Source organism: Priestia sp. YIM B13486, from assembly GCF_042787865.1.
In the GTDB taxonomy this organism is placed as follows: Bacteria; Bacillota; Bacilli; order Bacillales; family Bacillaceae_H; genus Priestia; species Priestia megaterium.
Genome location: NZ_JBHZOZ010000014.1, coordinates 63721 through 85958 on the forward strand (window position 1 = coordinate 63721; position 22238 = coordinate 85958).

Annotated in this window: 21 protein-coding genes; 10 read left to right on the forward strand and 11 right to left on the reverse strand. The window is 35.1% G+C overall.

Annotated elements, in window-relative coordinates:
• Window positions 1–28: 28 nt before the first annotated feature.
• On the reverse strand, window positions 29–916 hold the full coding sequence (locus tag ACFX4G_RS24530) for a LysR family transcriptional regulator (RefSeq protein WP_377577569.1): 888 nt from the start codon (window positions 914–916) through the stop codon (window positions 29–31).
• A 184-nt stretch (window positions 917–1100) separates the two neighbouring features.
• Here ACFX4G_RS24530 and ACFX4G_RS24535 point away from each other — a divergent pair, with 184 nt between their 5' ends.
• Together ACFX4G_RS24535 and ACFX4G_RS24540 are read left to right on the forward strand one after the other, a co-directional pair.
• Window positions 1101–1439: a DMT family transporter gene (locus tag ACFX4G_RS24535; protein WP_377577572.1), complete on the forward strand. Its 339-nt coding sequence runs from the start codon at window positions 1101–1103 to the stop codon at window positions 1437–1439.
• Window positions 1439–1750, forward strand: coding sequence for a DMT family transporter (locus ACFX4G_RS24540; RefSeq protein ID WP_047932960.1), 312 nt, complete (start codon window positions 1439–1441; stop codon window positions 1748–1750). Before ACFX4G_RS24535 ends, ACFX4G_RS24540 begins: the two co-directional genes overlap by 1 nt.
• A gap of 242 nt (window positions 1751–1992) precedes the next feature.
• Here the strand turns inward: ACFX4G_RS24540 and ACFX4G_RS24545 are convergent, their stop codons facing one another.
• Together ACFX4G_RS24545 and ACFX4G_RS24550 are read right to left on the reverse strand one after the other, a co-directional pair.
• Complete coding sequence (locus ACFX4G_RS24545; RefSeq protein WP_377577575.1) at window positions 1993–2505, reverse strand: DIP1984 family protein; 513 nt, start codon at window positions 2503–2505, stop codon at window positions 1993–1995.
• 41 nt (window positions 2506–2546) lie between these two features.
• The gene (locus ACFX4G_RS24550; RefSeq protein ID WP_377577578.1) at window positions 2547–3341 is read right to left on the reverse strand and encodes a hypothetical protein; all 795 of its coding nucleotides are present in this window, start codon (window positions 3339–3341) and stop codon (window positions 2547–2549) included.
• Between the two features lie 214 nt (window positions 3342–3555).
• Here ACFX4G_RS24550 and ACFX4G_RS24555 point away from each other — a divergent pair, with 214 nt between their 5' ends.
• Window positions 3556–4053: a DinB family protein gene (locus ACFX4G_RS24555; RefSeq protein WP_377577581.1), complete on the forward strand. Its 498-nt coding sequence runs from the start codon at window positions 3556–3558 to the stop codon at window positions 4051–4053.
• A gap of 391 nt (window positions 4054–4444) precedes the next feature.
• Here ACFX4G_RS24555 and ACFX4G_RS24560 read toward each other — a convergent pair whose 3' ends face one another.
• Complete coding sequence (locus tag ACFX4G_RS24560; protein WP_080781682.1) at window positions 4445–4651, reverse strand: DUF1272 domain-containing protein; 207 nt, start codon at window positions 4649–4651, stop codon at window positions 4445–4447.
• Window positions 4652–4795: 144 nt separating this feature from the next.
• Between ACFX4G_RS24560 and ACFX4G_RS24565 the strand changes: the two genes are divergently transcribed.
• Window positions 4796–5218: an Lrp/AsnC family transcriptional regulator gene (locus ACFX4G_RS24565; RefSeq protein WP_377577584.1), complete on the forward strand. Its 423-nt coding sequence runs from the start codon at window positions 4796–4798 to the stop codon at window positions 5216–5218.
• A 266-nt stretch (window positions 5219–5484) separates the two neighbouring features.
• Window positions 5485–5697 (forward strand): hypothetical protein, encoded by a 213-nt coding sequence (locus ACFX4G_RS24570; RefSeq protein ID WP_016766369.1) that lies wholly within the window; start codon window positions 5485–5487, stop codon window positions 5695–5697.
• Between the two features lie 305 nt (window positions 5698–6002).
• Here the strand turns inward: ACFX4G_RS24570 and ACFX4G_RS24575 are convergent, their stop codons facing one another.
• From ACFX4G_RS24575 to ACFX4G_RS24600, 6 genes are all read right to left on the reverse strand, one after another.
• Window positions 6003–6764 carry a PAS domain S-box protein gene (locus ACFX4G_RS24575; RefSeq protein ID WP_377577587.1) on the reverse strand — a complete coding sequence of 254 codons (762 nt, stop codon included), beginning with the start codon at window positions 6762–6764 and terminating at the stop codon, window positions 6003–6005.
• Between the two features lie 727 nt (window positions 6765–7491).
• Window positions 7492–7818, reverse strand: a complete 327-nt coding sequence (locus ACFX4G_RS24580) for a YflT domain-containing protein (protein ID WP_043980779.1) — start codon at window positions 7816–7818, stop codon at window positions 7492–7494.
• 259 nt (window positions 7819–8077) lie between these two features.
• Entirely contained in the window at window positions 8078–8368 is a 291-nt protein-coding gene (locus ACFX4G_RS24585; RefSeq protein WP_013056394.1) for a spore coat protein, read from the reverse strand.
• 17 nt (window positions 8369–8385) lie between these two features.
• On the reverse strand, window positions 8386–8583 hold the full coding sequence (locus ACFX4G_RS24590) for a hypothetical protein (RefSeq protein ID WP_016766364.1): 198 nt from the start codon (window positions 8581–8583) through the stop codon (window positions 8386–8388).
• Between the two features lie 698 nt (window positions 8584–9281).
• Complete coding sequence (locus ACFX4G_RS24595; protein WP_377577590.1) at window positions 9282–10055, reverse strand: TerC family protein; 774 nt, start codon at window positions 10053–10055, stop codon at window positions 9282–9284.
• Window positions 10056–10347: 292 nt separating this feature from the next.
• Window positions 10348–10968 (reverse strand): TetR/AcrR family transcriptional regulator, encoded by a 621-nt coding sequence (locus ACFX4G_RS24600; protein WP_377577593.1) that lies wholly within the window; start codon window positions 10966–10968, stop codon window positions 10348–10350.
• 135 nt (window positions 10969–11103) lie between these two features.
• On the opposite strand from ACFX4G_RS24600, the gene ACFX4G_RS24605 reads away from it, so the two are divergent.
• Window positions 11104–13326 carry an MMPL family transporter gene (locus ACFX4G_RS24605; protein WP_377577596.1) on the forward strand — a complete coding sequence of 741 codons (2223 nt, stop codon included), beginning with the start codon at window positions 11104–11106 and terminating at the stop codon, window positions 13324–13326.
• Window positions 13327–13904: 578 nt separating this feature from the next.
• Here ACFX4G_RS24605 and ACFX4G_RS24610 read toward each other — a convergent pair.
• Window positions 13905–15401, reverse strand: a complete 1497-nt coding sequence (locus ACFX4G_RS24610; RefSeq protein ID WP_377577599.1) for a class I adenylate-forming enzyme family protein — start codon at window positions 15399–15401, stop codon at window positions 13905–13907.
• 433 nt (window positions 15402–15834) lie between these two features.
• On the opposite strand from ACFX4G_RS24610, the gene cax reads away from it, so the two are divergent.
• The 4 genes from cax to ACFX4G_RS24630 all read left to right on the forward strand — a co-directional run bounded on the left by cax (window position 15835) and on the right by ACFX4G_RS24630 (window position 22234).
• The gene (gene cax, locus ACFX4G_RS24615) at window positions 15835–16878 is read left to right on the forward strand and encodes a calcium/proton exchanger (RefSeq protein WP_043980765.1); all 1044 of its coding nucleotides are present in this window, start codon (window positions 15835–15837) and stop codon (window positions 16876–16878) included.
• A 434-nt stretch (window positions 16879–17312) separates the two neighbouring features.
• Window positions 17313–18827 carry an arylsulfotransferase family protein gene (locus tag ACFX4G_RS24620; protein ID WP_377577602.1) on the forward strand — a complete coding sequence of 505 codons (1515 nt, stop codon included), beginning with the start codon at window positions 17313–17315 and terminating at the stop codon, window positions 18825–18827.
• A 492-nt stretch (window positions 18828–19319) separates the two neighbouring features.
• The gene (locus ACFX4G_RS24625) at window positions 19320–20213 is read left to right on the forward strand and encodes an AraC family transcriptional regulator (protein ID WP_274157165.1); all 894 of its coding nucleotides are present in this window, start codon (window positions 19320–19322) and stop codon (window positions 20211–20213) included.
• Between the two features lie 518 nt (window positions 20214–20731).
• On the forward strand, window positions 20732–22234 hold the full coding sequence (locus ACFX4G_RS24630; protein ID WP_377577606.1) for a spore germination protein: 1503 nt from the start codon (window positions 20732–20734) through the stop codon (window positions 22232–22234).
• Window positions 22235–22238 lie beyond the last annotated feature (4 nt).

Here is a 22238-nt window from a genome sequence, read left to right on the forward strand (position 1 = left end):
AAAAGCTCTGTATGAAAAAACCGTCTGTTTATTTCTGTTTTTTCCCTTCTCTTACTTCGCTGATTGTCTTTATAAATTCACCCTCAGTTACTCCTAGATAGGAGTCGGAGCGACGAACGTACACAATCCTGAGGTTTCTGTAAGGTTCAGGTATTGAAAAGAGTTGTACTAACCCTTCCCGCTCATATCTTTCCGCTAATGACCGGGCTATAAGTGTCACACCAAGACCAGAAACTACTGTCCCCATAATCGTCTCAAGTGTAGCAAATTCCATGATTTTTGGTGATACTATTTGTTCGTCTTTTAACCACTGCTGTAGTCTTTCTCTATATTGGCAGCCTTCATTAAATAAAATGAATGGTAAGTGCAGTAACTCTTTGGCAGACTGAATCTGCTTCTTCCTTTTTTCATTTGCACTGCATACAAGTACAATTTCTTCATCAAAAGCTGGAATTTGATCAAGCGTTGACACATTTACTGGTTCTGCTACAAATGCCCCGTCTAACTGAAACTTAAGAACTTTCTCTATTAATTGTGTACTTACTCCTGATACTAGAGAAATATCCACATTTTTGTGCTTATTATGATAGGAAGAAATGATTTCAGGAAACCCTACTACCGTTTCAACTAATCCAATACATAATGATCCAACAAGGTTACGCTCATCTTGAAATGCTTTCTGTATTTCATCCATCAGCCGCATCATTTGTTCTCCATATGTTAAAAGTTTTCGACCTTCTACATTTAATGTCATTCCTCGTCTGTGACGATGAAACAATGGGTGTCCAATTTTTCGTTCAAGAGACCGAATACGTGCTGTTACATTGGGTTGGACATAGCCTAGCTTATCAGCGGCAAGGCTTACACTGCCGTATTCTGCTACAGCCATAAATATGCGTATATCTTCTACTTCCATAAACATCCTCCTTTCCACTTACATTCATTTAGGTATTAATAATAGTGATATCTATAATCATTTATCATTATTTTACAAGATATCAAGCTCTAGATAAAATAATGACATCCGAGTGCTACTGCAACTATTTAGTAGCAATTACGTAAAGTTCTTAAAATGAGGCGACTGAAAGGAGGAGATCTAATTGTTTTATTTACTATTGTTTCTTGCCATCATCTTGGAGGTAATCGCAGTATTTTTTCTTAATCTTACAAATGGATTCACAAACTTTGTTCCTACTGTTCTCGCCATACTATTTTATTGTTCTTCAATTGCTGCTTATATGCTACTTAACGCCAAAGGTGAAGTAGGAGTAGCAAGTGCTTTGTATGCAGGAGGAGCAACCGTACTTGTTGTTGTCACAGGTATTATCTTTTTTGATGAAACTATTTCTTTATCTAAAATTTTAGGAGTTTCTCTTATTATAATCGGTGCAGTTTCTCTTAACATTAAAGAGAGCTCTAAAGAAAGAAGGACAGCGTAATGGGATACGTATTTTTAACGATGGGCTTAGTTTTAGGCATTGCAGGCCAAATGTGTGTAAAACTATCTAAAGGCTTTAGACAAACTGTTCCCACGATAGGCGCATTTCTACTCTTCATTGCTTGTATTTATTTTATTTCTCTAACGACGCACTATTTTGAAATGGGAATTGTTTTTGCTATATGGGCAGGGCTGACGATTGTTAGTACAACGCTGTTAGGTATTTATATATTTAAGGAATCAAAAAACAAAAGAAAGATTATCTCGGTTACTCTTATTATTACAGGTGTTATTATACTGAAAGCTTTCTAATAAAAATAAGATAAGATAAATAAGGCCCTTACTTAACTTACAAGTAAGGGCACCATAGAAGGAGTTAAAAACAAGGAGGTATTGGTCATCGACCGTCCATTGCTATAGTTGGTTATTGGTAAATAGTAACAGTGTAATGGGTCATTGGATTATTGGTTTTATCACTTGCCATCACAATAGTACTTTGAGTACACTAAACATTCTCCTTCTATGCCTTGAAGGGAGTCTCACCTCTTCAAGGGTTAAAAATATTTATCTCCATCAAACTCTAACTCTATTTGATAGTTTTTAGCGTTAATTAAATTTGATAATCTATTTGCTTTCTTTTCAACCTCTAGCCCTCTTAGACGATATTCTTCAGGATCAAATGTAGCCACTTTAATAATGGATATCCCTTCTCCATAGTAAGGATATTCTTCTTTAGTTGATGAACCAAACTCCTTATATTTTCTTGCTTTAGCACGTAATTGAGTGGCATATTCAATCGCTTCTACAATTGTTAGTTTGTGTTCATTATAAGTAATATTATTTTGAATATTGGCTTGATACATTAATTTATCAAGTAGACGCAAATCCTTTCGAATGTCCTCTAAATCCTGTTCAACATCAGATAGTGATCGAGCCTGAGGAGGAATCTTCTCCCCTTTTTCGATCTCTACAAATGCAACTCGGTCCATCTCTTCTTCTAATTCATGTATTCGTTTTGATAATACACTTTTCAATTTCACAGCCTCTGCTAGAGAAATCTTAGACATAGATCAAAGCTCCTTTATTCATAAACTTAATTTTTACTATTTTATTGTTCTAATACCTTTTCATAATAAGGAGGTGTTGTGCCACTTCCGCCATCCCCTGAGACACAGCTGCGATCTACTTTATAAGACATTACATAGCGTCCTTTTTGTTTACCTTTAGTCCAGTTTTCTTCAAACGTCACTAGATAAAACTCTTTATTTGATTTTTTAGCACGAGTTTTTCTTTCGATTTGATACCCTCCAAAAGTTCCTTTCCATGTTCCAACTTTAGCAGGAAATAAATCAATATCTGTTCCTTCACCACTTGTCGCAAACTCTATGGCATCTTCTTTCGTAAATGGCGGAAGGCTAGGTGATAGCGCTTCTAATATACTCCAACTGAGAAGTAAAAGAATAAGAGGTATAATTAGCAATACTTTTGTACTTTTTTCCCTGTCAATTCTTCTTTTTACCCACCAATCTATACATGCATATAACATAGCAGCTGCCATCCCGTAATAAGCCAAATATGTATCTTGAAAAAACAAACCGTTAATTAAGCCTAATATGCCGTGGAAGAAGACAAATAGCCACCTCATGTTGGAAAGCCATTTCTTTCGAATAGCGTCCAGTATAACTGAGACAAAAATTCCGTATACAGCAATAACGGCCCCTACATAAAAAAGATATACAAGGAACCACCCTGCCATGTCATTTCCAGTATGATACGATAGTTCTTCTCCGTCAGTTAGCTGTTGAATCAGACCTGTTATTGTCAAAAGGTAAGCTAAAATAAAGCTTGTAGAAAGAGTTGTTATCGTCTTTCTCAAAATCACATAATCTTTTTCACTTTCCATAAAGGGTACCTTTTTCTACTTATTTCTATATATTTTATATTAAACCATATTTCTTCATATAAAGGTGACTTACAAACAAAAAATTGTGATTGATACTAATTGTTTTAGTGGCTTTGTTATAGTAAGTCGTTAATCACAGAAGTACATATATTAAACTGATTTGTGTTAGACTGTTACAAGCTTAATACTTTGAAAAAGAAAGGCTGAAAAAAACATGACACAAACGAATACAGCATTTCGTGATGCGCTTATCAAATCACTGCGAGGTGAAAGAGGCCATCTTCCGACGATTAACGCAATAACTGATATTAATATGGAGCTTGCTTCACATAAACAAGAGGAATTACCTTATTCTATTTATCAATTAGTGAAGCATATGAGCTATTGGCAAGACTTTTTACTTGCCCTTGCTAAAGGAGAAAACCCTGAAAGACCGAAAAGTGTAAGTGAAAGCTGGCCTGAACACCCTGCTCCGGTTGATGAGGAAGAATGGAGAAAGACAATCCAGCATTTTTGTAATGGAATTGACGAAGCATGTCACTTAGCTGATACATTAGCAATTAAAGAACCTCTGGATGCTTGGCCAAGTGAAACCCCAGGGGGATTACTGCGTAATATTGCTTCTCACAACAGCTATCATCTAGGTGAAATTGTCATTATGAGAAGGTTAAACGGCGCATGGCCACCGCCAACAGGAGGCTTTCCTACTTAATAAAAACCGATTGAGCCCCAATGATTGGCAGAAACAAAGCCCTAACAATCGTCAATTAGACACTTTTAGGGCTTTATTTTAGTTATGTGCTATTACCTTTTGTTTTATCTATAAATCAATTGATTACTAAATTCGATTTTCAGTACTCCAAAAATATTTGTCTTCGTGCAATTAGTTACCTATAAGAATAATGTGTCGGACGAAACAAGTCTTCTTCTGCATTTCTGACAATTGAAAAGTGTCCAACATTGCAATGACCATGTAGACTTTCACCACAATGATGCTTTATAATTTGTTCCGTACTTAAACCTGTTGCGGTTCGCTGTTGAATGCCCACCCCATTGACCATAGCTGCTTTGACTGCACTATTTATAGAATGTTGTGTCTAAATTTACGATAAGCTCAGTGAGCAACTTAACGAATGTTCTTTACCCCTTGGTCTTTTAACTAGTTCTCCTCCACAGTTAGGACAAATATACATCTCGCTTTCACTACATTTATCACAAAATGTACATTCATGTGTACAGATATAAGCAACAGAGCTATTATGGAGTTTCTTATTGCACTTTTCGCATGTATTTCTCATTTCTAAAGCCATTAAATCCCTCCTTTTGATATAATCAAATTGTATTCTATAAATTTCTATTTTTACATATGTTTCTTATTGTATTACTAAGTAATAACTTTAATATTGACGGAAAACCTATTATTTTAATTTATAATTTAAAGCGGGGTATGTTTTATGGATGAAATTGATAAAAATATATTACTACATCTACAAGAGAATGCTCGTTTGTCCGTTACACAGTTGGGAAAGTTGGTTGGTTTATCTACCCCTGCTGTTAATGAAAGAATAAAAAAACTTGAAGAAAAAAATATAATAGATGGATATAGAGCAATAATTAATCCTGAAAATTTTAACAAACCTGTAACTGCTTTTATTTTATACAGCAATACAAACTGCAGACAATTTGTAGAATATTGCAAAGAACACCCTGAAGTTATCGAATGTCATCGTCTGGCAGGTCAATACAACTACTTAGTAAAAGTTTTAACTAATTCCGTTCAATCTCTTGAAACATTCATTGATGAATCTATGGCTTTTGGGCAGCCATCTACATTGATTAAACTTTCCTCACCAGTTGTTTATAAAGCAATAAAGTAGGTTAATAATCTACTCTTTTTTATTACTGAATCTATTCAAGGTAATTCTATTATAAGAAGAACATGTTCTGCTAGCTGGTCACCTTTTTAACTGACCAGCTAGCAGAATTAGAAGTGCATAGCATTTACAATTGCAGTTACCATACTGTCTGTTCTCGGCAGGTATTTTTCTATACGTTCATATGTTACAATAGAGAAAGAACATAAATTAAAATTATATGGTCTCTTTGTACCCTAGGTTTCCTTATAATGGAAAGAGGTACTTTTATGAATATACTTGAAATAAAAAAAACGCTTTATACTCTTATTCAATATGAGGATAGTGCTATTACTCATACCATTCCTCAAGTACTGGAACTGTCGTATTGTAAAACATCTAAGATTTTTCAAATCACTACACTTACGGATCAAAAAACCTTAAATTATAACGATTATGATATAGATAACGCTTCTGAAGCTTTATACAAGATCTTAAACTGAAGAAAGCGATTCAATGATTCTTCTATCTTTTATTTAACAAACGTGCGATTGCACAATATGTTATTTTAAACAAAAGAAACTCCTGATATATGTTCAGGAGTTTCTTTTGTTTTTCTAATGTATACAAGATACAAATCTAATTTTAAAAAACCATCTAAAAATATTTAAAACAGCACGAAATCGTAAAGACGATGCCACTATTTCTTTAATTAGAAACTTTCTCTGAAAGTAGTACCATCTAAAGATTCATATCATATGTATCTTTAAAAACGTAGAAATTGCTTTAGTTATTTTCATTTTACAGATTATTTACTAAAAGTAATTCCTAAAAAATGAAGTGCATTTTTTACAGTAGCCATTGTCGGGGTAGAATCTAAATTAATGCCTAGCTGTACGGCAGAGCGAGATAATTCGGGTCTTAACCCTGTTAAGATACATTGCACTCCAAGTAGTGACATAACGCTATTAATTTTAAAAAGATGCTCCGTTACAATTGAATTCAATGTATAAATACCGGAAAAATCTATAATTAAACAATTTATATTTTGTGTCTGCACTTTTACTGGAACAGCCATTAAAAGTTGGTTTGCTCTTTCCTCATCTATGGATCCTACTAAGGGAAGTACAGCGATTCCCTCTAAAAGAGGAACGAGGGTTGTAGACAGTTCATTTATTTGCTTTATTATTTCTTTTTGTCTTGTTTCACTCTCTTTTTTTACCGTAATATCTCTCACATAGGTTTGGATTACTTTTTTATCTCCCAGCAGCAAGGGATGACAATATAATTCAACATTAACAGTTGTCCCGTCCAATCTAAATATGGTTTCCTCAATAAGCTCTGCTGGACGTTCATAAGCAGATTGGATTCTTTTCCTTATTGCTGCTTTAGATGTTTCTTGAAATATATCTAAAGGACTGGCACCTATGATATCTTCCCTTTTTCCTCTAAAAAAATGTTCAGCTGCGTGGTTAACATATATAATCTTATGATTTGAATGAATAATGAGTGGATCTAACGCATATTCAATGACTTCCTGATAATCAATACCCGAAATGTTTTCATTCATAATTTTCACTCCTTAATATGAAGGTTAGACTACTATTTCAAATTTATCAAGGGTTCAATTGCTTGTTTAAGATCTTAAAAAATGATAATAAAGTTTTTTTTGAAGTTATAAATAAGAAATAATAAGAAAATAGAAGATTAAAAGGTCGTCTGTCCTTTACAGAACAAAAATAAAAACAGCCCTTAGAAATGAATTCAAGGGCCCTCTCTGCATTTATTTAAACCATACTTTCTCAGGAGTTAAATCATGGAGTAAGGCTGTATCAGGAACTGTAGGATTAGGATGATTTTTTTTCATTTCAAACGAGAATTCTTTTTGATGACGAAATATATTAATTCTTCTTTTAGATCATTTACAGAGTTTTATCTTTTCCTCTTTTGCCCTTTACCCTATTCTCATTTGAATGAATCGTTTGATCTCTATTTCTTTTTCTTCTACTAAGAAAATAGATAATAAAACCTACTAAAACTAATAAAGTAATTAGAAGGATACTTGTAGGAAAGTATAACGTCCCTATGTGGATACCAAAAAATTGAATCATTACCCTTTCACCTCCATATGAGAGTAGTAAACGACTCAAGTAATATACTTTTCGTTCAGTATCTTTCCGATTTATAAAACATTCGTACAGAAAAATAAATATTATATATAAAGCAACATGCTAGTATGATTTACTAATACTTCTCGATCACTTAGTTTCTTCGAAAGCTATTGCAAAGGAGAACCATTACACATCTTTTTTTGCAATAATGATTATACGTTCTTGTTTCATTTCACCGACACACTGTTTAGCTTCTTCTTGGGTTAAACCTAACGAGGCCATTTTAGAATGAAGTTCATCTTCACGAGAAAATAACTTATTAACTGCAGATTCAAAAACTCCTTGTTCAGAAGCTCGATATTCTTTTGTATTTGTTGTATTTGTTAAATATTCCGAGCGCTCTTTATTATAGGTCAATAAATAAATTTCGTTTTTACGAAACCCGTTAGCAAAAAACTCTTCAATAAACTTATTTGCCTGACCACTATTTTCTGCTACTTTAATTTCCTTCACTATTTTCTCCTCCTCTATCCCTATAGAATATGTCGTTCTACTAATAGGTGTATCCTTCAGCAGCCAATTAAAACCAATTTATTCGGATATGGGATAAAAGACTATAAAATATCATCTAAATATTGTATAAAATGGGGTAAACTATCTACTTCTAAGAGAATAAAATATAGACTTCTTTTCCTTTGTAGAAATATCAAAAGAGAACTTTTTATGTAACCTTAAAAAAATTCCCCCTCTATTGTCAGAGGGAGAATTTTAGTTAACCTTTCGCTAAATCTAACGCTTTATCTGCCTTTTTTAAATCGTGATTTACTTGTTCTTCTACATCATAGGCGTGATACATTTCATTATCAATCATATATTGAGCAATCTTTTCATGAAGCTCGATGGCTTTATCTAATTGCTTTTTTAATACCTTTCGAACTTCGGGCGTCGCCGTTTCTGTAAGCGCTACCGCATATGTTCGTACACCATTCTTAGCTGATAATAATAAATCAGTCGCAATAGCAAGATCATCTAACGTTTTAGTAAGAGTACTTTTAGTGGCCATTTTTCTACCCCTCCTATTTATTGAGCTTTCTTTAAGATTTTTTTCAATTCTTTAATCGCTTCAGTAGATGTTTGAACATCTTCTTCAAGAATCTTTTTTAATTCCTCATCCTCTACCAATTCCAACATCGCTGTTCCTTTTGTTACACATGATGTTTTAAGCGTTAAGATTTCATGAACTTCTAGCGTTTCGTGCATAGCTAGTCCCTTTGCCATGTTTGCATCCTCCTTGTCATTTTTTTGACTTGTGAATTATATTCCCAAATCATTTCCATTTAAACAAGTATTCGTTATTTTTTAAAAATTCCAGAAAAAGAAACAGGAATACTAAAACTAACAAAAATAATCACCTGTTTTTGCAATTGACCTTCTATTGTATTGCAGAATAAATCCCTTTAGGTGCAATATGTAACCCTTAAATGAACCTTAAATTGTAAGTCTTTCTTTCTAGAACTTTTTAATCGTTTAAAATCGGGTACTATATTTTGTGAAAAGGTGTGATTTTATTAATTTTTTACATATTACCATCAAGGCTGTTGTTCTCTCTTTCGTTGGTGTTATATTCAGGGTAATTTACGGTCAAATAATTGGAGAAAAAGATGTTCAAATAGAAAGTCTTATCGGTCTTTTTATTGGTTTTTTTATTGGGATTTTCTTAATTTCCTGCTTTACTGATTATCAAAAGGCACAAAAATCATAAATAAAATAACCAAGTTCATTTGCGCAGCCATTTCAATTAAAAAGTGCGTTAACCCAGCTTGGATTAACGCACTTGATGGTTACACTTGAATCAACATAACTCACTTTTCTATAAAATCTAAACATGCTTTTAAATATTAAAGCGAGGATCCGTTTGGAAGGAAAGAGTACGGTTAATTGATGAATTCAGGGTGATTATCACACTCGATTACCTTCTAGGCCGATGATTTTTCTGATGACTTATTGCCCGGTGCAAACCAACCTAATAGAGCAATACCAACTAATACTCCATAGAAAATTAGAGTCCAGATGGTGCTATGAGGAAAATGGGGATCTAAGACACCAATATCTTTATGTGCAAAAGTAATAACAGCAAGTTTCACCCCTACCCAGGCAACAATGGCGTATGCTGTCGTTTCTAGGGCAGGTCGCTTTTCAAGGAGTTTTACAAACCAGGTCGCTGCAAACTTGATTAAAATAAGACCTGCAATTCCTCCAAGAACTACAACTGCAAACTGCCCTCCGTCCATACCACCGATTTCTCCAAACTGTGAATCCGGAAGTCCAAGTGCTATAGCAACCGCAGCTAAAATAGAATCAATGGCAAAAGCTAGGTCGGCTAACGCAATTTTGCCCACCGTCGGCCAGAACCCCTTTCCAGCAGATTCCTTCTCATCATCATTATGAATATTCTCATTATGCTTCCCAAACCGTGCCTGAATAATATGCTTCAATCCCAAATAAAGAAGATAAACTGCTCCTACCGCTTGTATCCACCAGACGTTGGCGATAAATGAAATAGCAAAAAGAGCTGCAAATCGAAAAATGAATGCCATAAGAATTCCGTAATTAATCGCTCTTTTTTTCTGATCCTCGGGTAAATGCTTGGCTATAACTGCCAGTACAAGAGCGTTGTCAGCTGATAATAATCCTTCTAATCCAATTAGAATCAATAATGCCCATACATATTCGAGCCAAATAGATTCCATCCGCTTCTCCCCTTTCCAAAATGTAAGCTGCTATGCTAAAGGTTTTGTTTACAATAGAATAACCATATATGCTAAAGGCAACCCTAAAAGATAGGATTTTCATTATTTTAACACTAACCTTCTATCAAATACTTCTTTAAATACAAATAAAAACCAAATTATTAAAATTTTACGTTTTTTTATCATATAACTTCGCTTTTTCACATGATTAATGAAAAGAACGGCTAAAAAATATTCATCAATATTTTTTAGCCGTTCTTTATTTCTTCTTTGTACCGTGCAATAAAAAAGGTCAATTAGGACTAATCCCTACCCAAAAAAGATCTACTAGAGCCTGAGCCGTTTTTTCAGGGCCTCCTAATTCAGTTATTAATTCTTTTTTATTCCGAATCATTGTGACCATAGAAAATGTATGCGCAAGCAAGCGAGGGCTTGTTACGACGATTTCTCCGCTGTTTGCAGCTTGCTTGAATACGTTCTCTAATGCCTCATGTATCGCTTTCTCTGCTTCACGAATTTCATGAATATGACCTTCTGTAAGCGAAGAAGTCGCTTCTTGCAATAATGTTTCAAAATCAATATGCGGTCTTTTTAAATGATCCAAGGTTACCTCATACAACCTGTGTTTCAGTCCTTTGGAGTTTTGTAATAATTTCTCTGTCTGTTTTGTGATACGTTGGAACATACTTGATACCGAAACGGTAAACAAAGTTGCCTTATTTTTAAAATAGTAGTAAACGCTGGCCTTGGTCACATCGCTTGCTTCAGCCACTTGCTCCATTGAAACTTTTTCGTATCCATATGCCATAAAGAGATGGGCAGCTGTTTTTAAAATTTGCTCTCTTGTTATATTATTTTCAGTTGTTATTTTAGGTCTGCCAGGCTTTTTTTTCGGTGTCTGGTTCGTATTCATAAGGGCCCTCCTTCTAGTTCAAGAAATTGGCACATTTAAACTAGTTGATTAATTAACCTTCTGGTATATATAATTATTGAAGGTTCTATATATATTGTAATAGAAACAAACAGATTTGGAAATGAGGGAGAATTAATGAAAGAATCACCTTTAGCAACATTCAGTCGATTGATGACTGGAAAAGTGAGTCGTTGGGTTGTTATTGCCGTATGGATTCTGGTAACTGCAGTTCTAACAATTGCTTGGCCTGCCGTTAATAAAACGGAAGTGAACAATGCACCAAACTTAAGTGAGAATTCACCTTCCGTAGAAGCTGAAAATCTCATAAAGAAAGAATTCCCTAACTCATCAGGGGTTCCTGCCTTACTTACATGGCACAAAGAATCAGGTTTGAACAACGATGATCTAAAGTCTATTCAGCAAATGGCGGCAGCTTTAGAAAAAAAACCATTAGAAGAACAAACGTCTACACCGCCTTTGCATAAATTACCGTTAGCAGCTTTACAAAAAATGATATCAAAAGATGGTACCACGCTTGTACAGCCTATTTTCTTTAAAGAAAATGCTGAGACGAATGTACTAGAAAAAAATCTAGATACGATAAAAAAACAAGTAAAAGAAAACGTTTCATACGATTCTTTTGCGACGGATATAGATGAAAAAGATAAATTAAGCACGCGCGTTACCGGTCCTGTAGGAATTCAAGTAGATGCAACGAGCTTATTTGAAGGAGCAGACGTTTCGTTACTAATCGCGACAGTTTTATTAGTCTTAATTTTACTTCTTGTCATTTATCGTTCCCCAATTTTAGCGATTATTCCTTTAATCGGTGTGGGTTTTGCCTATGGGGTTCTGAGTCCGATTCTCGGTATTTTGGCAGATAAAGAATGGATTACGGTTGACTCGCAGTCCATATCCATTATGACGGTCTTGTTATTTGGAGCAGGAACAGACTATTGTTTATTTTTAATTTCTCATTATCGTGATGAGCTTCGTAAAGTAAAAGATAAGAGACAAGCCCTTATCAATGCCTTTAAAGGTGCTTCAGGTGCTATAGCTATGAGTGGATTTACAGTTGTCATCTCTCTTCTGGCCTTGATTGTAGCAAAATACGGTGCTTACCACCGTTTTGCAATCCCTTTTAGCTTATCTATTCTAATTATGGGATTAGCAAGTTTAACACTTATTCCCGCCCTGCTTTCGGTTATGGGAAGAGGTTCTTTTTATCCTTTCGTCCCTCGTACTCCTGAAATGGAAGAAGAATTGGCGAAAAAGAAAGGAAAACCGGTGCGTGACCGAAAAGCGAAAAACCGTTTCGGGAATTGGATTGGTAATGTGGTTACGACGAAACCATGGACAATCATTGTAGCTTGTCTAGTCTTTTTTGGAGCTTTATCCATTTACTCTAGTCAAATCAAGTACACATATGATTTATTGTCTTCTTTCCCTGAAGATATGCCTTCTCGTGAAGGATTTACGATTATTTCTGATGCTTACTCTCCTGGTGAACTAGCACCAGCACAAGTAGTCATTGATACGGAAGGAAAATCGGTTGACCTTGAAAAAGCATTAAAGAAAAATGACCTTATTAGTACTGTTTCTGCACCTCAAAGTGGTACAAATAATGAGGATCTAAAAGTATATGACGTTACGTTTAATGTGAATCCATATAGTATAGAAGCAATGAAAGCTATTCCAGACTTGAGAGATGCAGCTGAAAAGGCGCTGTCACAGTCCGGAGTTTCTGCAGTCAAATCCAAAGTATGGATCGGCGGTCAAACAGCAACACAGTATGACACAATGACCACGAGTGATAAAGACGACAGTATCATTGTCCCATTAATTATTATTTTTATATCGCTCCTGCTATTAGCTTACTTGCGTTCCATTGTAGCCATGCTTTACTTGGTTGGAACGGTTATCTTATCCTACAGTGCAGCCTTAGGATTAGGCTGGCTCATTATTCACAACATCATGGGGGCAGATGCTATCCAAGGAGCGATCCCTTTATACGCATTTGTATTTTTAGTGGCGCTTGGTGAGGATTATAATATCTTTATGATCTCAAGCATCTGGCAGAAAAAGAAGCATATGCCATTAAAGCAAGCAATTAAAGAAGGCGTAAGCGAAACAAGCGGTGTTATTACATCAGCTGGAATCATCTTAGCTGCTACCTTCGCGGTTCTAGCAACACTGCCTATTCAAGTTCTGGTTCAGTTTGGAATTATCACGGCTTTAGGTGTTCTGTTAGATACATTTATTGTGCGACCGTTCCTTGTACCTGCGATTACTACGGTTTTAGGAAGATTTGCTTTTTGGCCAGGTAAAGTTGAAATGGTACCAGAAAAAGAGCAGTAAATATTAAAACCAAGAAAAAAGCAAAGAGAATATTCTCTTTGCTTTTTCAGCAAATCCAGGTCATAACATAGGGTGATACTTCTTACTATTATTAGTGAGAAATACAAAGGTAAGAAGAACAATTCCTAAGCAGAAACATGTGGCTTTCTACACTTCTTTTAATACCAAGTTCATTTAAATTGTTAACCTTTACTTGCAATTCATAAAAGCAGCTATTCAGGATAAAGTATTACTTCAGACACGTATACTACTGGAGGTCGTAATTCGTTAATCAGTGAGATTGTTCAAAAACTAAATAATGGTGCTACTTATGAAGATATTGCTTCTTCCATTAAAATTAGTGAAGATATATTGAGAAATGATTTAAAAAACTTCGGATTTCACTATGATAATAAAGAAAAAAAGGTGTTATTTACAGGCTATGAATCTGAATATGAGAATACCCTTCGTATTTGTTACACTGATATCAAGAAGCTTTCCACTTAACATTTTTGCGTTAAAATAATGAAGCTTTTGTTATGTAGGATCTCCCCCATCTTAAAAGCGTGGACTGCATTCAGTCCACGCTTTAACTATCTTCATTTCAGTTCTCTTTTTAATACTTTACCGAGCTGATTTTTAGGAAGTTGATCAATAAAATAAACTTCGGGAATTTTGTAGCTTGCTAGACGATCTCTACAATATTTTAAGATATCTTCTTTTGTTAAAGAAGAATGAGGATCTTTTACCACATACGCTCTAGGTTTTTCTCCATAAACTGGGTCTTCTACTCCTACTACAGCAGCTTCTATAACCGTATCTATTTGCTCAATTATTTCTTCTACCTGATCAGGATAGATATTATCACCGCCATATACGATAACATCTTTAAAGCGTCCCATAATATATAAAAAGCCGTCTTGATCTACCTTTCCAGCGTCCCCCATATAGAACCAGCCATCTCTAAGGACTTTGTCAGTCGCCTCTTGATTATGCCAATAGCCTTTAAAACAATAGGGGCTTTTTATGATAATTTCTCCAACTTCTCCTGTTTTCACTTCTTGTCCTGACTCGGGATCAATAATTTTTACTTCTACACCAGAAAGAGGCTTACCTGCTGATTCAATTTTTTCATTTCCCATATTTGGTGTCCATACACTGACTGTCCATGCTTCTGTACTTCCATAACCTTGTATCATGCTGATGTCTAATTTTTCATATTCCTTAATAAGATAAGCAGGAACTTTTGCCCCTCCAGCAATAGCAACCTTTAGTGAAGATTTCTTTGCCCCTTCATTTTTCACCGCTTCGAGCATTTGCATGTACATAGAGGGAAACGCTAACATCATAGTGATCTTATGAGTTTCAATCGTTTCCCAAATGATTTCCGGTGTAGGATCTGACAACAAAAATAACCCCATCCCGTTGGAAACAGATTTCAAAATATTATTAATAGAACTCATATGATAAAAAGGATGCGAGGCAAGAAAACGACCATCCTTTTCATAATCGATTCGTTGACTAGATGGTTGTATATAAGAATACACATGACCATGCTCAATCATACAGCCTTTTGCATTGCCAGTTGTTCCGGAAGTAAAAAGAAGCATAGCTATGTCATCTTGAGAGACCTGTATATTGGGATTTAGTATAGAATACGCAGAAAAAATTTCATTATATTCTTCAACTGTCTCCACACTATTTTTTCTTCCTACTTGTAAAGTAATCACGTCATTTAATATTTCAGAATCAAAAGGAATAACCTCATGAAATTTTTGGTCGTAGAAAATAATTTTAGGTTGTGCACTATCTAAAATATCGATAATTTCATACTTCGTAAGCTGCCAGCTAATAGGAACCGCTACGGCTCCGATTCTTAATGCGGCTAGCAGAATCGTAGGAAACGGATGATTGTTTTGACAGAGAATTGCAATTCGATCCCCTTTTTTAATGTTATGGCTTAACAGGTAATGAGCGAGTTGATTGACACGTTCATTATATTCTTTAAATGTATGGTAAGATGTACTCCAAATTAAAGCCTCCTTTTCAGCAGATTGTGTAGCCCTTTGCTCTAATAGTTCTCCAAGTGTATACATAATAGCTCTCTCCTTTAATGATAATGACCAGTTTGAATCATATTTAAATGGTGCTTCATTCTAATTATTTTTAAATCTATAAACTACATTACCCATAATTAACGTTAACGCAAACGTTAATTATGGGCGTTTGAAAAATCCATATCTTTTTAGCACGTAAAAGATACATATTGGTTATTCAGAGCAGACTATCTAATATACTTTGAAGCTTATCTTGAGGAGTTCATAGCGCCTTATCTTGTACGATTCTTTTCTTTTTTAACTTTACACCAGCTATTATTAAGTATGTTCTCTTTCTATGCGTCGAGTTGATTGCTAGTTGCACTCTCCATGTGAATAACAAAAGTCTTAAGAGTTATATTAATAAAAACGCTAAGATAATATAGAGCTTCTCTTCTTGCTATAGGATCTATAAATGACCATGGAGGAAAATATGAATAAAGTCTTTTTCATTTTTATGATTATTGGTGTACCTCTTTCAATTATTGGCAGTATTTTTAATTGGAATTATATTTTAATGTTTTTTATTTATTGTGTGACATTAATTAGTTTGGCTAATTACATCAGACGTTCTACTGAAAGCCTTAGCGTTGTAGTAGGTCCAACAGCAGGGGGATTACTTAATGCTACGTTTGGCAACGCTGCAGAAATTATTATTTCGTTTTTTGCATTAAGTAAAGGACTAAATACAATCGTCATTTCCTCTATTACTGGAGCGGTTCTCGTTAATCTACTTTTTGCGAGCGGAATATCAATGATTGTTGGAGGAATTCGATTTAAAAAGCAAAAATTTAGTGTGTTTAAAACACGACATAATACCTCTCTCTTAATGTTTGCTATTATCGTAACTTTTGTATTGCCATTTATCTTTGCAAAACGCTTGGATGATAAAGATATGCAGGTTCTATCAACTTCTTTTGCTATTGTGATGCTGACCATTTACCTGCTTGCTCTTCTTTTTAAACTTGTCACGCATAAGGGGATTTTTACTGGAAACGCAGAAGAAAATGGAGAGGAACCAGAATGGGGAAAAAAGAAAGCAATCGTTGTGCTTGGACTGGCCACAATTGTACTAGCTTATATTAGTGAAAAACTTGTTGGCACCATTGAGCCAGTAGGTGCTGCCTTAGGCTGGAGTCACGTTTTTATTGGAATTATTGTTGTGGCCATAGTCGGAAGTGCTGCAGAGTACGTGTCAGCAATTGCAATGGCCTATAATAACAGAATGGACGTAATGGTGGAGATTTCCATTGGTTCAACCGTCCAAACGGCCATGTTTGTTGCTCCTATACTCGTTCTGTTTTCATACTTGTATGATTTCTTGCCTCTTGTATTTAATACAGCGGAAATGATTGCGATGATCCTTGCCGCTCTCATGACGGTGACCGTTGTGAATGACGGTGATTCCAACTGGTTCGAAGGTGTTTTACTTGTTGGTACCTACATTGCGATAGGCTTTAGTTTTTACCTTTTATAGAATCACTCTCGCAACAAAGCAGAAATTTTTAAACATAATCAAAGTCTTTCTACACCAATGATGCATAAACGAGTCCTTCATAAACAAGAGCTCGTTTTTCAAGTATGTTTTATCTATATATAAGTATTTAAAATATACTAAACTCTTCCATTTATTAAATTGTTTTTAACTTTTTCGTCCAAGATCCTTCCGTATTAATATTCTTTTACCTAGAAAATTCTCTATCTTTTCCTCTTCCCTTCCGTTTGCGGCTTTATTTTTATTTATAAAGTCTCCGCTACTTTTCGTTTTACACTTCTCTTGACCTGCTAATCACGAGCAAACAAAAGACACAACTAAACCTAAACAGCACCTACATATCTTGAAGCAAATGACATATTAATAGCTCAAGAGACAGTGTTTAATAATAAAAGTTAGAGGAGATGAGAGTGGGAATGAATAATTTTAATTCACAATCATTCACTAGTCATTCAAACCCGCAAGTATGGAATTTTGTTTCAGCTCCTAATTTACATCCCATGAAGGTTACCGTTAATGTTGATAAGCCTGGAACAGCTCCCGGCCTATTATTTGTTGCGCCCTATACGGTATATGAAGCAGCGATGATTGGGCAAACTGGGGCACCAATTATGGATCAGACGGGTAATCCAGTGTGGTTTAGACCGCTTTCTAGTAGGTATATCCAAAACACAGACTTTCGAGTACAAATGTACCATGAAAACCCTGTTCTTACGATGTGGCAAGGAACAATTTCAGGAACTCAAACTGCAAACCCTAACCTTCCAGTAGGTGAACCTGAGCCTGGTGCTCATTTTCAAATTATCAATCAGCATTATGAGGTCATTAAAAAGTTATTTGCTAAAAAAGGGTTTACCTCTGATTTGCACGAGTTTACAATCACCAAATGGAATACGGCTTTGTTTACAGGGGTAAAACAAGTACCTGCAGATTTATCTAAGTATGGAGGGCCATTACACGGGTATTTTAGTAATTACTCTATTCAAGAAATAGACATTGAGACGGGAGAGCTTCTCTTCTTTTGGGATGTACTTAAACATATTAATCCAGCTGATTCGATGGTACCTGCTTCATCCGCCACAAGCTCTAATAATATATGGGATTGTTACCACGTAAATTCAGTCGAAGAAGGTCCAAACAACACACTTTTAGTGAGCATGCGTAGTATGTGGGCTATTTATAACATTGACAAAGATACGGGAAAGGTAATTTGGCAACTTGGTGGAAAGCAAAGTGATTTTAAGCTTGGGCCGAACGCTACATTTTCTTGGCAGCATGATGCACGATACAGGTCCGAAAACAGGATAAGCTTGTTTGACAATGCCTGCTGTGCTTCTCCTGATTCTCCACCTCAAGAGCAAGCACGTGGTTTAATTCTTCACTTAGATTATAAACACAAGATCGCCAATGTAGATCGAACGTATTATCATGACCCAGCTTTATATGTTCCAAGTCAAGGAAATGCGCAAAAGCTTTCTAATGGAAATCAACTCATTGGGTGGGGGCAAGAACCGTACCTTTCGGAATTTAGGAACGCTGGCAATACAAGGAGAAACCCTTCATTTAACTTGTTATATGATATGCAGTATCCAAATCAGAATCTTTCGTATCGAGCGTTTAAAAATAAGTGGGTAGGTCTACCACTTTATCCGCCTAGCATAACTGTAGACTTATTGCATGACGGTGAAGCTACAGTTTACGCATCATGGAATGGTTCAACAGAAACGGTCGCTTGGCAGGTACTGGCAGGCCCAACACCTTTTAAATTAGCAGTAGTGGTATTTAGTACCCCTTGTACTGGATTTGAAACAGATATTCATGCTCAGGCAGTTGGCCCCTATTTTCAAGTAAAAGCATTAGACTCCTGCGGGAACGTCATTGGTACATCATCGACTACTTACGTAAAAATAAGACGAAATAGACGAAAGTGAGCATTAATAATCCTCTATTAGATTTTTAAAAATATTCTTATACTGGATTCTCCCTACTTAGCAAGCCTAAGGTGGGGAAATTTTTAATTCTTGAAGAATATATTTAAAACATATTATAAATTGTATTCATAATTAGTACCAGAATCCCCTTTTTCAAATAATAAGCTTATGATGAAAAAGGCAATAAAATTTAAAATTCAGCGTTCTTAAGCATTTTTTTAAGGTTAGATAAGATAATTCACTAGGTAACTTTTGATTTATAGTTTCATAATAATTAAATGGACTTCCTCATAAAATCAATTCAAACTTTCCCTTTAAATATGTATCAATATCATTAATTTACATAAAAAAATTCACTATCTGCATCCCTTTAAAACTATACATCTAGAGGCGTATATTGCAAAACTATCCTCATCTAATTGAATATAGCAAAAAATGTTAAGAACAACGATTTGTTTGCTGTTATAGTGAACGTAAGGTAGGTGAATGTAAATGAATTATGTAACTTGTATACAAAGAACGCTAGATTACATTGAGGAGAATTTGGAGACACAAATTACTTTAGAAAAGTTAGCAGAAATTGCTTGCTTTTCTCCTTTTCATTATCACCGTGTCTTCCAAGCCATGGTTGGAGAATCGGTGATGGATTATGTGAGGAAACGAAGACTCACACGCGCAGCAGAACGCTTATTTTTCACAGATGAAAAAGTCATTGATATCGCACTTGATGTTGGTTTCCAATATCAAGAATCATTTAACAGAGCGTTCAAAAACTTTTATGATGTTTCACCGAAGCAATACCGTAACGCAAGGAGAATATCTGGACCGCTGCGGGGAAAAGCCTACCTAACTACCACACTTTTGTCAGGAGGAAATAAGATGGAACCAAAACTAGTCACTAAATCTGCTTTTTATGTCATTGGATATGAGCTAAAAACGAAGAACGAGGGTGGCCAGAATAACAAAGACATTCCTGAATTTTGGCAACAGTACATGCAAAATGGATTAGGCTCTAAAATCCCCAATCCCTTAAAAGAAAACACGGAGCTTGGTATTTGTACGGATTTTAATCCTGAAACGGGTGAGTTTGTTTATGTAATTGGCATGGAAGTAAAGGAAGGCACTTCAGCGCCTGAAGGAACAGTTTACAGAAGTTTCCCTGAACTAGACTATGCCGTATTTACTACACCAAAATCAAATGAAGAATCTTTTACTTCTTCCATTCAGTCCACATGGAATTATGTTTTTACAGAATGGTTCCCTGAATCGGGTTATGAGCACTACGGATCAATGGAATTTGAACTGTATGATAAAAGATGTTATGGTTCAGAAAATAAAGAGATTGATATCTACATTCCTGTAAAAAAACAGACTGTTAAAGCATAAAAGAGAACTCCCATTTGTTTAAGAGAAAAGTAGCGTAGAAATTCATTTATAATACTGAAGATATTCCTATACAAAAGCCCAATCTCTAAGCAATTAAACTTAAGAGAGGGCTTTTTATTCTTTTGCATTGGGAATTTTGGAATCAATCAATGTGAATATTCACTTCATTTTTAATTATCATAATGTACGATATCGGCCATAAAAACATCAGATATCCAGAGAAGTGTGAGGTGCTTTTCTCTCCAATTACTTAACTCTTAAAACAATACCTTCTGATCTGTCACTGGATATAAAGTAATACTAGCTAACCCGCTTTGATTTTCATCTAAAAACTCTAAAGAATCCTCAGTTTTACTTTGACGTTCAACTAATGCGACAAAATAGAAAACAAAGTTAGATACATTTCCTATCATTTTATTTTATGTATTTTCCTCACATACATATTTTTTACATTTTATAGGAATGATAACGTTACTCGTTGTATAACAAATATTCACTCATATAAAAGGTGGTAAAACGTGCGACAAAGATATCTTTTGAAAATCTCTAATAAGGAAAAGACAACAGATTGTTCAGCAACTCCCTTATATGATGATGTAAATAAAAATATAGAGAGACTGTTAAACGAATTAGGAAATAGTTCTGATGTATCGTTTCGAATGGTTGAGTCTCCATATCAAAAAACGTTAAAAGCAGCCGTTATTCACCTTGACGGATTAGCAGATGAAAACATTATAAATGAGAATATCATGACGCCTCTTATTCAGTGGCTTAAAGAAAGTAATCAAGTAGTAACCGTCAAAGAGATAGAAGAACAAATACCCCAGATATTAACTGTATCTCAATTGACTATAAAAGAGAATTGGCATGAATTTATGTCAGCCGTTTTAACCGGTGATACGGTCATCCTACTGAATGGGAGTTCTAAAATTTTCATTGGCAATACAAAAAAACTTCAGTCTCGCGCAGTAACAGAACCAACCAGTCAAACTGTTGTTAGAGGACCTAAAGATAGTTTCACAGAGAATTTAAGGACTAATACTTCTTTAATACGAGCTAGAATTCAGGATTCTAATTTACGTTTAGACAGCATGAAAATTGGAAGCGTAACTCATACAGATATAGGGATCATGTATATTCAAGGAAATGCAGATGAACGTATTGTAGAGGAAATCAAAGAACGTTTAAAAGAGATTAAGGTAGATGGGGTCCTTGAGTCGAACTATATTGAGGAATTTATCCGGGATGATAGGACCACTATTTTTCCACTTCTATTAAATACGGAACGACCTGATGCCGTTGTAGGAAATTTATTAGAAGGTCGAATTGCTATTATTGTACAAGGAACACCTTTTGTATTAATTGCGCCTGCTATTTTTTCTCAATTTTTCCAGTCTTCCGAAGATTATTATCAAAATGACTATATTTCTTCCTTTTTAAGGATCTTGAGATTTGGTTCTTTTTTTCTTTCTATGTATGCGTCTGCTATCTATTTGGCATTAATTACGCATCATCAGGGACTCATTCCCAATACATTAATGGTCAGCTTAATGGCTCAAAGAGAAAGAGTTCCTTTTCCAGCAATTGTAGAAATGTTAGTGATGGAACTAGCTTTTGAGATGTTGCGAGAGGCCGGAATCCGAATGCCTAGAGCAATCGGACCAGCAGTCTCCATTGTAGGAGCACTGATTTTAGGACAAGCAGCTGTAGAAGCAGGTTTTGTATCAGCGGCTGTTGTAATTATTGTTGCTATTTCTGCCATCAGCAATTTTACACTGCCATCTACTAGCATTGTCAATGCGGCCCGTGGTTTTCGATTTATCTTGATTATAGTTTCAGCATTTATTGGCTTATATGGAATTTTGCTTATGACCTTATGTATATGTCTTCATATAAGTAGTCTAAGATCTTTCGGTATCCCCTATTTTTCTCCTTTTGCTCCCTTTGATTTTAAAGAGCAAAAGGATACGTTAGCTCGATTCTCTTTACCATCTCTGTTGAAAAAACATCAAAATAAATAGACGT